Genomic DNA, 13,817 nt, shown 5'->3' on the forward strand with positions numbered 1-13,817 from the left:
ACCGTGCTCGGCCGATCACACTCGGCCGATCACACTCGGCCGATCACGGTCGGCCGAGCACCGGGCCCGCCGCGCCGAAGTCGCACCGGTCCCACCCGTCGCACCGGTTCGCCCGGTTTGCCCGGTCATCACACCGGCCGCAAAACACCGAACCGCCCCGGCCGGATGTGCTGTCGGCCGGGGCGGTTCGAAGGGGTCAGCCCAGCGAGGCCAGCGCCTCGTTGAAGGTGGCCGACGGGCGCATCACGGCCGACGCCTTGGCCGGGTCGGGACGGTAGTAGCCGCCGATGTCGGCAGGCGAGCCCTGTACCGCGATCAGTTCGGCGACGATCGTCTCCTCCTGCTCGGACAACGTCCGGGCCAGACCCGCGAACGCCTCGGCGAGCGCGGCGTCCTTGGTCTGCGCTGCCAACTCCTGGGCCCAGTACAGCGCCAGGTAGAAGTGGCTGCCCCGGTTGTCGATGCCACCGAGCCGACGGCTGGGCGACTTGTCGTTGTCCAGGAAGGTGCCGGTGGCGCGGTCGAGCGTGTCGGCCAGCACCTGGGCGCGGGCGTTGCCCACGGACTGCGCGAGGTGCTCGAAGCTGACCGCGAGGGCGAGGAACTCGCCCAGGCTGTCCCAGCGCAGGTAGTTCTCCTTGACCAGCTGCTGCACGTGCTTGGGCGCCGAGCCGCCGGCGCCGGTCTCGAACAGGCCGCCGCCGTCCATCAGCGGGACGACCGAGAGCATCTTCGCGCTCGTGCCCAGCTCCAGGATCGGGAACAGGTCGGTGAGGTAGTCGCGCAGCACGTTGCCGGTGACCGAGATGGTGTCCTCGCCGCGACGGATGCGCTTGAGCGAGAACGCGGTCGCCTCGACCGGCGACATGATCTCGATGGTCAGGCCCTCGGTGTCGTGCTCGGGCAGGTACTGCTTGACCTTCGCGATCAGGTTCGCGTCGTGCGCGCGGCCCTCGTCCAGCCAGAACACCGCCGGGCTGCCGGTCGCGCGGGCGCGCGAGACGGCCAGCTTGACCCAGTCCCTGATCGGCAGGTCCTTGGTCTGGCACATCCGGAAGATGTCACCCGCGCCGACGACCTGCTCCAGGACCACGGTGCCCGCGCCGTCGACGACCCGCACGGTGCCGGTGGTCGCGATCTCGAAGGTCTTGTCGTGGCTGCCGTACTCCTCGGCCTTCTGCGCCATCAGACCGACGTTGGGCACGGAGCCCATCGTGGCCGGGTCGTACGCGCCGTTGGCCCGGCAGTCGTCGATGACGACCTGGTAGACGCCGGCGTAGCTGCTGTCCGGCAGCACGGCCAGGGTGTCGGCCTCATTGCCGTCCGGGCCCCACATGTGGCCGGAGGTACGGATCATGGCCGGCATCGAGGCGTCCACGATGACGTCGCTGGGCACGTGCAGGTTGGTGATGCCCCGGTCGGAGTCGACCATCGCCAGGGCCGGCCCGGCGGCCAGCTCGGCGTCGAAGGACTCCTTGATCTTGGCGCCCTCGGGCAGCGACTCCAGGCCCTTGAGGATCCCGCCGAGACCGTCGTTGGGGCTCAGGCCCGCCGCCGCGAGCGCCTCGCCGTGCTCTGCGAACGTCTGCGGGAAGAAGGCGCGGACCGCGTGGCCGAAGATGATCGGGTCGGAGACCTTCATCATGGTGGCCTTCAGGTGCAGCGACAGCAGCACGCCCTCGGCCTTGGCCCGGGCCACCTGCGCGGCGAGGAACTCGCGCAGCGGCGCCGCGCGCATCACCGAGGCGTCCACGACCTCGCCCGCGAGCACGGGTACCGACTCGCGCAGCACGGTGGTGCTGCCGTCGTCGCCCACCAGCTCGATGCGCAGCGAACCCGGCTCGGCGATCACCGCGGACTTCTCGGTCGAGCGGAAGTCGTCGGCGGTCATGTGCGCGACGTTGGTCTTCGAGTCGGGGGTCCAGGCACCCATGCGGTGCGGGTGGGCCCGGACGTAGTTCTTGACCGACGCGGGGGCGCGGCGGTCCGAGTTGCCCTCGCGCAGGACCGGGTTGACCGCGCTGCCCAGCGTCTTGCCGTAGCGGGCCCGGATGTCCTTGTCCTCGTCGGTCTTCGGGTCGTCCGGGTAGTCCGGCAGCGCGTAGCCCTGCTCCTGGAGCTCGGCGATGGCCGCCTTGAGCTGCGGGATCGAGGCCGAGATGTTCGGCAGCTTGATGATGTTGGCCTCGGGCGTCTTGGTCAGCTCGCCGAGCTCGGCGAGCGCGTCCTCGATGCGCTGGTCCGCCTTCAGGTGCTCCGGGAAGTGCGCGATGATCCGCCCGGCCAGGGAGATGTCACGGGTCTCCACCTTGACCCCGGCCGTCGCCGCGTACGCCTGGACCACGGGCAGGAACGAATACGTCGCCAGGGCCGGGGCCTCGTCGGTGTGCGTATAGATGATGGTCGGGTCAGTCACAGGATGCTCCGCTCCATGTCCGCAACATTGCTCGACATCAAGATATCTTGCGGCGGATCCCTGCGCGTCGCGTCCCCGGGACGGGCACTCGGCGAGCCGACCTGCTCCGGGGCCGCCGCGCCACGCCGTTCGCGTGCGGACGGCGGGTCACCCCGGCGGTGCCGCGCCGGGGCGATCCGGACCGGAGTCGGGTGGCGTGGCGGGGCGCTGTGTTGCCGGGTCCGCGGCATGAAGCTCAGGTCCGAACCGATGCCGAACAGGATCATCGGCCCGAGCACCGCGCCCGCGTAGCCGGCGGTGTCGTCGATGCGGGTCAGCCTCAGGATGCCGACGGCGACCATAACGCCGCCCAGGACCAGGGCAGGCGCCGGGGGACGCGGGTCAGACCGACCGGCTGTTCGAGGTGATGATGCGGGGCCTGCGCACGGGTTCGGCGGCGGACTGAAATACCGTGCGGGGTAACGGAGTTCGGCGCGCACACGGAAGGGCCCCGGGTCGCGTGGGCGAGGCGGGGCCCTTCGAGGCGGGCGGTACGGCGGACCGACCGAGCGACGGGCGGATGGTCGGTGGCGGCCGAACCTACGCCGGCAGGCCGGCGCGGGCGGCGACGGCGGTGTCGGGCTGGTCGGCGAAGACGCCGTCCAGGCCGAGGCCGTAGAAGAGTTCGTACTCGGACGTGATGTCGCCGCGGGCGTTCGGGTCGGCGCCGAGTCGGAAGTCCAGCGGGAGGAACTGGTTCTCCGCGCGGAACGTCCAGGCGTGCACGACCAGTCCGGCGCGATGCGCGTCCCGGATCACCGAGGTGGGGGCGAGCAACCTGCCTGTGGCGTCACGCGGGACGATCAGGTTCTTGTTGGTGCCGATGCCGTCCGCGTAGGTGCCGATCCACTTCAGGTTCTCCGGCTTGACCAGATCCTGGTACGTGCGCGGGTCGTTCGCCACCGCGAGGTCGTACGGTCGGCCGGTCGCGTCGAGCAGCTGCACGAGCCTGACGTCGATCATCCGGTTCAGCTTGCGCAGGTTCGTGGTCTCGAAGGACTGGATGAACACCTTGTCCTTGCGGCCGGAGAGCCGGTTGTGCTTGAGCGTCTGCACCAAGGGCTCCTCCAGCGGCAGCCCGATCGACTGGAAGTAGGTCGGGTGCTTGGTCTCCGGGTACACGCCTATCGTGCGGTTCAGCCGCCGGCCCTCGGTCCGGGCCAGGTCCAGCACCTCCTGGAGGGTGGGCACCTCGAACCTGCCGTCGAACGCGGTGTTGGTGGGCCGCACCTGGGGCAGCCGCTCCTTGGCCCGCAGCGTCTTGAGCTCGGCGAGGGTGAGGTCCTCGGTGAACCAACCGGTGACCGGGGCCCCGTCGATGGTCTTGGTGGTCTTGCGTGCGGCGAACTCCGGGTGTGCGGCGATGTCCGTGGTGCCGGAGATCTCGTTCTCGTGCCGGGCGACCAGCACGCCGTCCCTGGTCGAGACCAGGTCGGGCTCGATGTAGTCGGCGCCCATCCGGATCGCCAGGCGGTAACTCTCCAGGGTGTGTTCGGGCCGGTATCCGCTGGCGCCCCGGTGGCCGATCACGATCGGGTGGGCCGAGGGCCGCGACGAGGCGCGGGACGTGTCGTCCTGGGCCGCGGCGGCGGGTACCGCGACCAGGGTCGCCAGCAGCACGCCGGCCACGCCGAGCGCGGGAAGGATACGTCGCAACGCCATCTCCTGTTCGTCCGGACGCGGCGAAACCGCGCGGAAGCACGCATCGTGCGGGCACGCCGAGTCAACCCGGATCGCACGATGCCCGCCAGGACGAACCCGTGGCCCATGGATGAACCTCCGGAAAACGGCCGGGGGTGCGTCGTGTTGGGGGGTGTTGCGTCGGAGGCGGGGCGGGGTGAGGCGGGGTGAGGCGGCGGCGGTGCCGTGATGTGGCGGTGACGCGTCGGCGGGTTGGCGGTGCTGCGTCGTTGTGGTGCCGCGTTGCCGTGTCGCTGTGTCGCCGTGTCGCTGTGTTGCGTGTGGTTTGGCCGGACGGGGGCCGACCCCCGTTCGGTCCCCGTCCGGCCTTGTCCGGCCACGTTCGGCGCGGCGGGGCCCTGGTGGGCCCGATCGCCCGCTGCGGGCCGGTTTGCGGCCGCGCGGGGCCCGGTTCGTGATTGGTTCCGGAGGTGTGCGCGCGGTCCGGTTCGTGATCCGATCAGCGGGCGGAGGCCGCCGTCGGGAGTTCGGTGAAGATCTCGAAGCGGGTCAGGTGCTCCGGGGTGAGCGCGCGCAGGAAGCTCTCGGCGGCGAAGGCCTGGCCGGCCGCGACCGTGCCGGTCGCGGTGTGCGCCCCGGCGAGGATGCGCTCGACGGCCTCCACCACGATCGGCGCGGTCACCGCGTAGATGTCGCGCCCGGCGACCACCGCACGCCGCTCCCGGTCGCCGCGCCGGACGATCGCCTCGACCAGGTAGGTCTGCGCCGACCGGCCGTGCTCGTCGGCGGCCGAGGGCGGCGGGGTGGCCGGGTTGCGGATGTCCGTCAGCGGCGCGAGGTTCATCACCGCGCGCACCTCCGGGGTGTCCAGGTGCCGCGGGATGGTGACCTGGTCGGCCGAGGAGAATTCGTTGACCTGCTGCTTCCCGAACGGCGCCGGGAACTCCCGGTCGGAGACCTCGGTCGAGTAGGAGAACGGGCTCAACCGGCCCTTGGTGAACACCATGTGCTGTCCCGCGTTGGTCTCACCGGTGAGCCGGGTGCCCGCGGTCGGCAGCCAACTGTCCAGCGCGAAGGCGAGGGTGATCTCGTCCGCGTTCGGCCAATCGCCCATGGCGACGGTGGCCAGCAGGTCGCCCAGCCCGCCGTAGAAGGCCATTGACGGCGCGAGCACGAGCCCCTGCTCCGCGGCCGGCTCGGACCGGGTGTCGAACAGCGCCACCGTGGCGGCCTGTTCGGCGGCCACGTCCAGGTAGTGCGCACCCGCGCGGATCGCCGCATCGGCCACCGGGAGCGTGGTCTCCAGGAACGGCCCCGCGCAGTTCACGACCGCCGCGACGCCGGCGAACGCACGGTCCAGCGCCTCGGGGTCGTCGGCGGCGGCGACCCACCGCGGCGCGTCCGGGTAGTCGGCACCGAAGGCGTCGAGCTTTCCGCCGTCCCGGCCGACGAGCACCACGGGGCGGCCTCTGCGGTGCAACTCCGCGACCACGAAGCGCGCCGTGTGCCCGTAGGCCCCATAGACGGCGACCGGGCGAGCCGAGGACGCGGGCGAAGTCTCGGCGGCGGCGAGCGGGTTCGAGGCGCTGTTGTCGGTCATCGTTTCTCTCTCTGGAACCGGGACCCGGTCGACGGTGCGGCCGAGCGGAAGTGAGTACGTGTTCATGATCCGTTGGCAACACGACCCACACCAGCGTCTGAAACGACATGGTCCGTACAGTTTCGGACACGGACCCGAACACGTACTCGCGCGCGAACACGGACACGGACGCGGACACGGGGGCGGACGCGAACACGGCCACGGGCGCGAACACGGCTGCGCTGCGCCGGTGTGCCCCGGTGGATTCGGGCTCTTCGAGTTCGAGGCCGCGTCGGGGGCGACTGTCACCCGGATGATTGCCTGGAGCTGGTTCATCGTCCAGGAGTTCGACCGTAGAGTGATTGCCGGCGTGCGGGTCGGGGTTCGCGTGCTTTGTATCGCTTCGTCCGTGCCCCGTTACCGACACGCCGCTGTGCCGTTCGCCCTTCGTCCCTCCGTCCCTCCGATTCCTCGTCTCTTCGCCGTCGTTCGTCCGTTCTTCCTCTGTCCGACCCCTCGCCGGGTCGGATTCGTGTGTCGTGTCGCGTGGCGGCCGTGTCAGTGGCCGAGTGCGTGGGTTCGGTGCGCGGACCCGGCGACGCGTTGATCGTGTGCGCCGGCGGATCCGCCGCCACCTCGGAATGCAGCCACGACACAGGAGGCCCACGCCTTGGCTTCGAAGTTCGCTCGCCCCGTCCTCGCCCTCGTCGCGACCCCCGCGCTCGCCGCCCTGCTGATCGGCGCCGCCACCTCGGGAGGTGCCGCGACGCCCGGTGCCCCCGGCGCGGGCGACCCGTACTTCCCGCTGTCCGGCAACGGCGGGTACCACGTTGCCCACTACGGTCTCGACCTCGACTACACCCCCGAGACCAGACGGCTCGAAGGCACCGCCGACCTCGCCGTCACGACGACGCGCAAGCTCAGTTCGTTCAACCTCGACCTGTCCGGACTGACCGTGGAGAGCGTGCGGATCGACGGCAGACGGGCCGCGTTCCGTCGCGACGGCGCCGAACTCACGGTCACGCCGGCGCACGCGCTGGACAAGGGGCGCAGGTTCCACGTCGTGGTCACCTACTCGGGTGTGCCGGAGCATGTGACCGACCCCGACGGTTCGCCCGACGGGTGGATCATCCAGCCGGACGGCTCGGTCTTCGTGGCCAATGAACCGCAGGGTGCGATGACCTGGTTCCCGAGCAACAGCCACCCGAGCGACAAGTCCACCTACGACGTCAAGGTGACCGTTCCCGACGGCTGGACCGCGGTGTCCAACGGTCGACTGTGCGACCAGCGCAGCCGGGCCGGCAAGACCACCTTCTCGTGGTCCGAGGCCAAGCCGATGGCCGCCTACCTGGCCACCGCGAGCATCGGCAAGTTCCAGGTCGAGCAGTACGTGACCAGGAACGGCCTGCCCGTCTACAACGCCGTGGTGCCGAGCCAGGCCGCGGAGGCCAAGCCCGTTCTGGACCAACTGCCCGCCGTGATCGAGTGGGAGAGCGGGCTGTTCGGCCGCTACCCGTTCGAGGCGGCCGGCTCCATCGTCCACGACGCACCCGACGTCGGCTACGCGCTGGAGACGCAGACCCGGCCGATCTACGACCGGGCCCCGAGCATCGAAACGCTGGTCCACGAAACGGCGCACCAGTGGTTCGGCGACTCGGTCTCGCCGACCAAGTGGCAGGACATCTGGCTGAACGAGGGCTTCGCCACGTACGCCGAGTGGCTCTGGACCGCCGAGCACGGCGGCCTCAGCACGGCCCAGCAGTTCGCCGCCGACTACGCCCTGCCGGCCACCGACTCGCTGTGGGCCTTCCCCGCCGGCGACCCCGGCGACGGCGGCCACCTCTTCGCCAAGCCGCCCTACGAGCGCGGCGCCATGGTCCTGGAGAAGCTCCGCCAGACCGTCGGCGACCGTGACTTCTTCACCATCCTCAGGACCTGGGCCGGCGAGCACCGCTACGGCCACGGCGACAGCGCCCAGTTCATCGCCCTCAGCAAGCGAATCTCCGGCAAGAACCTCGACGCCCTCTTCGCCACCTGGCTCTACGGCCAGGGCAAGCCGGCAACCCCGTAACCCAACCCCTCGCCGACCTCACCACATGCGGTGAGGTCGGCGGGGCCCCGTGCCGCAGGCGGCGCTGGAACGCCTGCTCGGGGAACGGGCGATGCGGCTCGGCGTCGAAGTGCGCCGAGGTAGCGAACTCACCGGCTTCAGTGCCGAGGAGCACGGGGTCACGGTGCACACGGGCGGCGGCGCCTCGATCCGCGCCGGCCCGGCTGGCCGGTTGCGACGGCGGACGCGGCACGGTGCGCAAGCTCGCCGGATTCGACTTCCCGGCACGCCCGCCGAGATCACCGGCCCCTGCTCCGCTGGTTCGGCGAGCCGTCCCCGGCCGGACCGACGCGGGTCCGTGTTTGCGGGGCGACGAGGGCTCGACCCGATGCCCCCACCGCTTGTTTGTCGACCCGGGGATTTCGCTCGGTGAGGCGTCGGCGGACACGGTGTGATCGGCCGTGCTATTCCACTCGGGAAATGCCGCCACGGGCGCTCGGTGAGGGTTGCGTCGAACGAAATGTGTTTAGCATCATGGCAGCGGGACAGATTGTGTCACAGTCGACGGGTATCGCGGCGTCGACGGTACGACGTGAACGGCGCGGCGGTGGATCCGGTTTGCGTTCGTGTCTCGGAGCCGAGGAAAAACGGTTGGTCTCGGCGTCGAATCGGGCCGGTAAGTCTGCGAGTCGGCCGTGTGGGGACCCTGTTGCGGGTGCGTCTTGCCCGCCTGTCACGGGGATGGGGTCGCCGCCCGGTGGATGCGGCGCATCGCCGGGCATGGGCGCGGAGCGACACGGCATCGCAGACAAACAACAAATACCGGGTTTGCGTGGCGAGGGACGGCGCACGGCGGGTGGGCGTATTCGTGGATTACGAATCCCGGCCCGATATACACATGTGCCCGAGTTCGGGTGCATCGATACACGAAGGTTCGCCGACAGTCGTGGGCGAATGACGTGCCGGGCCGACTTCACCGTGCGTGAGCCTGTAATTTCCATGAGCATTCCGAAATGGTGATCATGTGGAAGTCAAGGTTTTACGATGGCCATCCGAGGCGGAAAAGCGCGCAGTGTGCAGATCGAGGGGGATGCCCTGCCTGCTGGTCCTGGAGGGCCATGGGGTGTCGGTGCCCACGGGGCTGAACGTCCTGGAGGACTGGGTCAGGCCGCCGATCAGCCGGGAGGACTTCGGAGCCCGCCGTGCCGCCCTCGCGGCCAGGGCTCAGGCGGGCGCTCTACCGTGCGTCGATCGTGAGGGTGTGCTGCGGTTCGGCGGACGCCGACTGTCGTTGTCACCGGCCGAGGCGGATCTGATGCGGGTCCTGGTGGAGTCGTTCCAGGAGGTCGTGTCCCGGGAAAGCCTGGTCCGCCGGGTGTGGCCGGGCGACTGTGCCCAGCGGCGCAACGCGCTGGACCTGCGCATCCTGCGGCTGCGTCGACGCATCGGCTCCCTGCACCTGTCCATCCGTACCGCCTGGGGTCGCGGATATCTCCTCGACATCCACGACCCGCGGGAAGGCGACCTCGTCTGGTCGAGCGCCGGCGGGCACTGACGCCCGACCCCGCACCGCGCATCGGGCACCGAAGACCCACCCGTCCGTACACCGCGGATCGGGACGTGCTCCCGCTCGACGCGCATCAGGACGTGCACCCGCTCGGCGGCTCAACCGGTGAGCCGGGACAGCGCAGCCAGTCGCGCGTGCAACATCCCGGTCAACTCCGCCGCGGCCGCGCGGGGCACGTCCGCCGGTCGATAGGCCACGACGCCCGCCGGCCCCCGATTCGGCCGGATGGCCAACTCCAGGCTCAAAGAGGTCTTCGCAAAGCCGAAGTCCACGTCCTCTACGCCGAGGCAGCCGGGCAGGGACGCCGTCCCGTCCTCCTCGTCCAGGGTCAGCCGCACCCGGATGTCCTGGTCCAGGACCGCCTCGGCGCCGGTCAGGGCGGCGAAGACGCGCTCGAAGGGCGCGTCGCCGTCGCCCAGCGCCGCGGTCAGCTCGTCCCGGGTCCGGTGGATCGACGCGGCGCCTCCCGCCTGCGGCCCACCCGGCACCCGGACCACGAGCGTATTGGCCAAATCGGCGAGCACACCGCCCAGTTCCGGTCGCTGGCGACCCGAGGTGCAACACCCCACCAGGACCTCCGGGCGGTCGTGCCACTCGGCCACCACCGAGCCCCAGGCCGCCAACAGCACGGCGAACAGGCTCGATCCGGTCGATCGCGCCAGGTGGTCCAGCCCGCGGCCCGACGCACCGTCGATCCGCACCGGGATCTGCGCGCCCTCCCGGTCCCCGGAGTCGGGCAGGTCGAGCGGCGCCGTCCCGGCCAAGCGGGCGGTACTTCGGTCGAGTTGCTCGCGGATCACCCCCGAGACCAGACTGCGTCGTTGCCAGTGGGCCACGTCGCGCGGCCGCAACCGGCCGGGCACCGGCACCCCGCACAACTTTGGCAACAACACCGTGCGCAGCCCGTACCGATCACACGCGATGTCGTGTGCCACCACCGTCAGCAACACCGCCGCCGGCCGCGCGTCCAGCACCCGCAAACGCACCGGCGGTCGATCCAGCCGAAACGGCGATCGCCCGTCCGCCACGGCCAGTTGCCCGGCCGCGCGGAAGGCGTGCGCCGGATCCGGCGACGCCGCGACGACCCGCTCCACCGGTACGTCGTCGGCCTCGTGGATGCGCACCCGCACACCGCCGAGCCCGTCCGGGACGTAGGAGCCGCGCAGCGCCTCGTGCGACTCGATCGCCCGACGTACGGCCCGGGCCACGTCCTCGGGGTCGCGTTCCGGCGCGAAGCCGCACACCAGGCCGACGTGATGAAAGGCGCCGTCGTCGCCGTCCCGATGGGCCCGCCACAACGACTCCTGCTTCGCGGTGACCGGATCCGGCTCCGCCTCGACCCGCTCGGGGCCGCCGTCCAGGTGGTGCAGGAGCCCGCGTTCGGCCAGGCGCGCGGTCAGCAGTTCGCGCTTGGCCGGCGACAGCGCCGCCATGCGCGCGCGCAGATCCGCGCCGGTGTCCGCGCTCACCGGCCCGGCTCCGGCACCTCGTCCTCGGCCAGGTCCGCGACCTCGGCGACCAGCGCGGCGACGCTCTCCTCGCCCTCGCGATACCGGTCGATGGCGGCGGCCAGGTCCGCGACGGCGCTGGACTCCAGCCAGGTGCGCAGCGGCAGACGGACCCCGAACCTGCTGCGCACGGCGGCGATCACCCGGGTGGCGAGCAGCGAGTTGCCGCCCACGGCGAAGAAGTCGTCGAGCACGCCGACGCTCGGTACGCGCAACACCTCCTGCCAGATCTGCGCGACGCCGCGCTCGGTGTCGGTGCGCGGCGCCACGCCGGCGGTCAACCGCTCGTCGATGCTGCGCCGGGGCGCGGGCAACGCCTTGCGGTCGATCTTGCCGGTGTGTCCGAGCGGGAACGCGGAGAGCAGCGAGATCGAGGTCGGCACCATGTAGCCGGGCATCCGCGCGGAAAGGAAGGCACGCAACTCGGCCACGTCCAGGTCGTCCGCACGCGGCACGATGTAACCGGCGAGGCTGCGTTCGCTGCCGTCGCCCCACGGCACGACCAGGCATTCGCGGACCCCGGGGTGTGCGGCGATCTCCGCCTCCACTTCGTGCAGTTCGATCCGGATGCCGCGCACCTTCACCTGATGGTCGCTACGGCCCAGGAAGTGCAGGTTGCCGTCCGGCAGCAGCGTCGCCACATCCCCGGTGCGGTACAGCCTGGCCCCACCGCCCGCGAACGGGTCGGGCACGAACCGGTCCGCGGTCAGGCCCGGACGCCCGTGGTAGCCGCGCGTGACGCTCGCGCCGCCGATGTACACCTCCCCGCGTGCGCCGAACGGCACCGGCGCCAGGTGCCGGTCCAGGACGTACGTCGTCTCGTTGTCCATCGGCCGCCCGGACCGCACGAACGGCAACCCGCTTTCCCGGGGCACCACATGGAAGGTGGTGTCGATGGAGACCTCCGTGACGCCGTACAGGTTGATCAGGTCCGCGTCCAGCGTCGCGTGGAACCGCTCGGCGAGCGTGGGCGGGATCGGCTCGCCGCTGGCGAAGACGAAACGCAGCGACGTGCACGCGGCGGCGTCCTCGGCGGTGAGGAACGTCTGCAGCATCGCCGGCACGAAGTGCAGGGTGGCGACGCGTTCGGTGCGGATCAACTCGGTGAAGCGGTTCAGGTCCAAGTGCAGCCTCGGCGGGGCGAGTGCGGCTCGCGCCCCGACGAACAGCGGCCAGAACAGTTCCCACACGGCGGCGTCGAAGCTGTACGCGGTCCACTGCAACGCGGCCTCGTTCGACTCGAGTTCGTAGAGTCGACTGATCCACCACACGAAGTTGACCGCACCGCCGTGCTGGACCAGTACGCCCTTGGGACGACCGGTGGAGCCGGAGGTGTACATCACGTAGGCGAGGTTGTCCGGAGCCACCGCGGTGTGCGGTCGATCGCTCGGATGATGCGCCCACGCCCGCGGCTCGTCCAGGACCACCGGGTTGCGCGCCCGCGGCAACAACCCGACGAGGTGCCTCTGTACGAGCACCACCGGGCAGTCCAGGTCCTCGGCCAGGTAGGCCAGCCGGTCCGGCGGGAACGAGGGGTCCAGCGGGGCGTAGGCGCCGCCCGCCTTGAGGATCGCCAGGATGGCGATGTTCAGCTCGAATCCCGGCTCCGCGCATAGTCCCACGATGGTGTCGGGTCGCACGCCGAGGTCGATCAGGTGGTGCGCCAGTCGGTTCGCGGCGCGGTCCAGCTCGGCGTAGCTCATCGATTCGCCCTCGTGGACCAGGGCGGGGCGGTCCGGTGTGCGGTCCACCTGGTTCTCGACGTGCCGGTGCAGGCACGTGTCGCGCGGATGCTCCACCGCCGTGTCGTTGTGCGCGTTCAGCGCCGCCCACTCGGTCGCGTCGACCAGGGGGAGCCGGCTCATCGGGGTGTCGGGCGCGGCGGCGGCCCCGGCGAGCACGGCCGCGGTAGCGCGCAGCAGCCGCCCCACCTGCTCGGCGTCGGTGACCTCCGGTGCGTATCGGGCCACCAGGGTCAGCGTCGCACCGTCGTCCTCGACGCCGACGACGAGCGCGGGCCCGGCCGGTTCCGGCGCCGGCACGGACCCGTCGTCGCGCGCGTCGACCACCGAGTCGTACAGCGCCGGGCCGCGTTCCGCACCGGAGAGTTCGTGCAACACCGCGCCCGGGAGTTGCCCGTGGGCGCGGGCTTGTTCCATCCACTCCGACAGTTCGGCGATCCAGGCCGCCGCGGGGGTGTCGTCCAGCCGCACGGGCGTGGGCAGGGTGCGTTCGAAGGGGCTCAGGCACGCGCGCAGGGCGGCGGGCCGGGTGTCCACCGACAGCCCGATCACGGCGAGCGGTTCGCCGCGGAACCTGGCCACCACGGACGCCCATGCGGCGGCGACCACACGCAGCTTGCACGAGTGCGCGGACGTGGCCAACTCGCGGACCGCGGCGGTCACGGGAGCGGACAGCGCGACCCGCACCGTGCCGGGCTCGCGGCCGGACCGGGCGGGAGGATCGGGGAACAGCGGTGTGACGCCGTCGACATCGGCGAGCGAGCGCCGCCAGAAGTCGGTCGCCTCGGCCTGCTCCGCGGGGTCCGGACGGAGCGCGAGGTCGTCCGGGCGATCCACCGGTCGTTCGCCGCGGACCAGGGCCGCCAGGTCGCTCAGGAGCAGGTGCGCGCCCAACTCGTCGACCAGCAGCGGGTGGTAGGTCAGTACGGCCTCGCGGGTCGCGTCCGACCAGACGAGGCGGCCGAGCGCAGCGGCCTGCTCCGTCGGGATTCCGCTTCGGGTCTCCTCGTCGGCGGTGCGTTCGTCCGCCGCCGGATCGTCGGCCCGTAGGAACGGCGGCGCGATGCCGGTGTGCACGAGCGCGGGCTGTGCCTGCGACCAATCGACGCCGATGGCCAACCCGGGTCGCAGGGACATCAGTTCGAGCCAGGCTTTGTGCACGTCGTCCGCCGACGCGTCGGGCAGGGTCAGGTGGGCCCGGCGGGCGGGTCCGCGCGCCGAGTCGTCCAGGGCCGTGGCGACGAGCACGTCCTGCCGGGCGGGGGAAAGGGGCAC

The 13,817-nt window shown here is 71.3% G+C and carries 8 protein-coding genes; 2 read left to right on the top strand and 6 right to left on the bottom strand.

Annotated elements, in window-relative coordinates; genetic code table 11:
• Nucleotides 1-196: 196 nt before the first annotated feature.
• The 4 genes from ACZOOI_RS25915 to ACZOOI_RS25930 form a co-directional block, all read right to left on the bottom strand.
• The gene (locus tag ACZOOI_RS25915) at nucleotides 197-2,416 is read right to left on the bottom strand and encodes an NADP-dependent isocitrate dehydrogenase (protein WP_465278086.1); all 2,220 of its coding nucleotides are present in this window, start codon (nucleotides 2,414-2,416) and stop codon (nucleotides 197-199) included.
• On the bottom strand, nucleotides 2,413-2,757 hold the full coding sequence (locus ACZOOI_RS25920) for a hypothetical protein (protein WP_465278087.1): 345 nt from the start codon (nucleotides 2,755-2,757) through the stop codon (nucleotides 2,413-2,415). Before ACZOOI_RS25920 ends, ACZOOI_RS25915 begins: the two co-directional genes overlap by 4 nt.
• A 238-nt stretch (nucleotides 2,758-2,995) precedes the next feature.
• A complete protein-coding gene (locus tag ACZOOI_RS25925) occupies nucleotides 2,996-4,117 on the bottom strand; it encodes a glycerophosphodiester phosphodiesterase (RefSeq protein WP_465278088.1) in 1,122 nt (373 codons plus the stop codon).
• Nucleotides 4,118-4,595: 478 nt separating this feature from the next.
• Nucleotides 4,596-5,696, bottom strand: a complete 1,101-nt coding sequence (locus ACZOOI_RS25930) for a saccharopine dehydrogenase family protein (protein WP_465278089.1) — start codon at nucleotides 5,694-5,696, stop codon at nucleotides 4,596-4,598.
• A gap of 649 nt (nucleotides 5,697-6,345) precedes the next feature.
• Between ACZOOI_RS25930 and ACZOOI_RS25935 the strand changes: the two genes are divergently transcribed.
• Nucleotides 6,346-7,746 carry a M1 family metallopeptidase gene (locus tag ACZOOI_RS25935; RefSeq protein ID WP_465278090.1) on the top strand — a complete coding sequence of 467 codons (1,401 nt, stop codon included), beginning with the start codon at nucleotides 6,346-6,348 and terminating at the stop codon, nucleotides 7,744-7,746.
• 1,069 nt (nucleotides 7,747-8,815) lie between these two features.
• On the top strand, nucleotides 8,816-9,280 hold the full coding sequence (locus tag ACZOOI_RS25940) for a winged helix-turn-helix domain-containing protein (protein ID WP_465278091.1): 465 nt from the start codon (nucleotides 8,816-8,818) through the stop codon (nucleotides 9,278-9,280).
• Between the two features lie 110 nt (nucleotides 9,281-9,390).
• On the opposite strand, the gene ACZOOI_RS25945 is transcribed toward ACZOOI_RS25940, so the two are convergent.
• Both ACZOOI_RS25945 and ACZOOI_RS25950 read right to left on the bottom strand, forming a co-directional pair.
• Complete coding sequence (locus ACZOOI_RS25945) at nucleotides 9,391-10,761, bottom strand: condensation domain-containing protein (protein ID WP_465278092.1); 1,371 nt, start codon at nucleotides 10,759-10,761, stop codon at nucleotides 9,391-9,393.
• Nucleotides 10,758-13,817, bottom strand: coding sequence for a non-ribosomal peptide synthetase (locus tag ACZOOI_RS25950; protein WP_465278093.1), 3,060 nt, complete (start codon nucleotides 13,815-13,817; stop codon nucleotides 10,758-10,760). Before ACZOOI_RS25950 ends, ACZOOI_RS25945 begins: the two co-directional genes overlap by 4 nt.

It is taken from the genome of Embleya sp. L77 (assembly GCF_055557415.1).

Excerpts from the sequence above, each read along its gene's own strand:
- ACZOOI_RS25930 (WP_465278089.1), bottom strand. The coding sequence starts at position 5,696 with ATGACCGACAACAGCGCCTCGAACCCGCTCGCCGCCGCCGAGACTTCG.
- ACZOOI_RS25920 (WP_465278087.1), bottom strand. The coding sequence starts at position 2,757 with ATGGTCGCCGTCGGCATCCTGAGGCTGACCCGCATCGACGACACCGCC.
- ACZOOI_RS25940 (WP_465278091.1), top strand. The coding sequence starts at position 8,816 with ATGCCCTGCCTGCTGGTCCTGGAGGGCCATGGGGTGTCGGTGCCCACG.
- ACZOOI_RS25925 (WP_465278088.1), bottom strand. The coding sequence starts at position 4,117 with ATGGCGTTGCGACGTATCCTTCCCGCGCTCGGCGTGGCCGGCGTGCTG.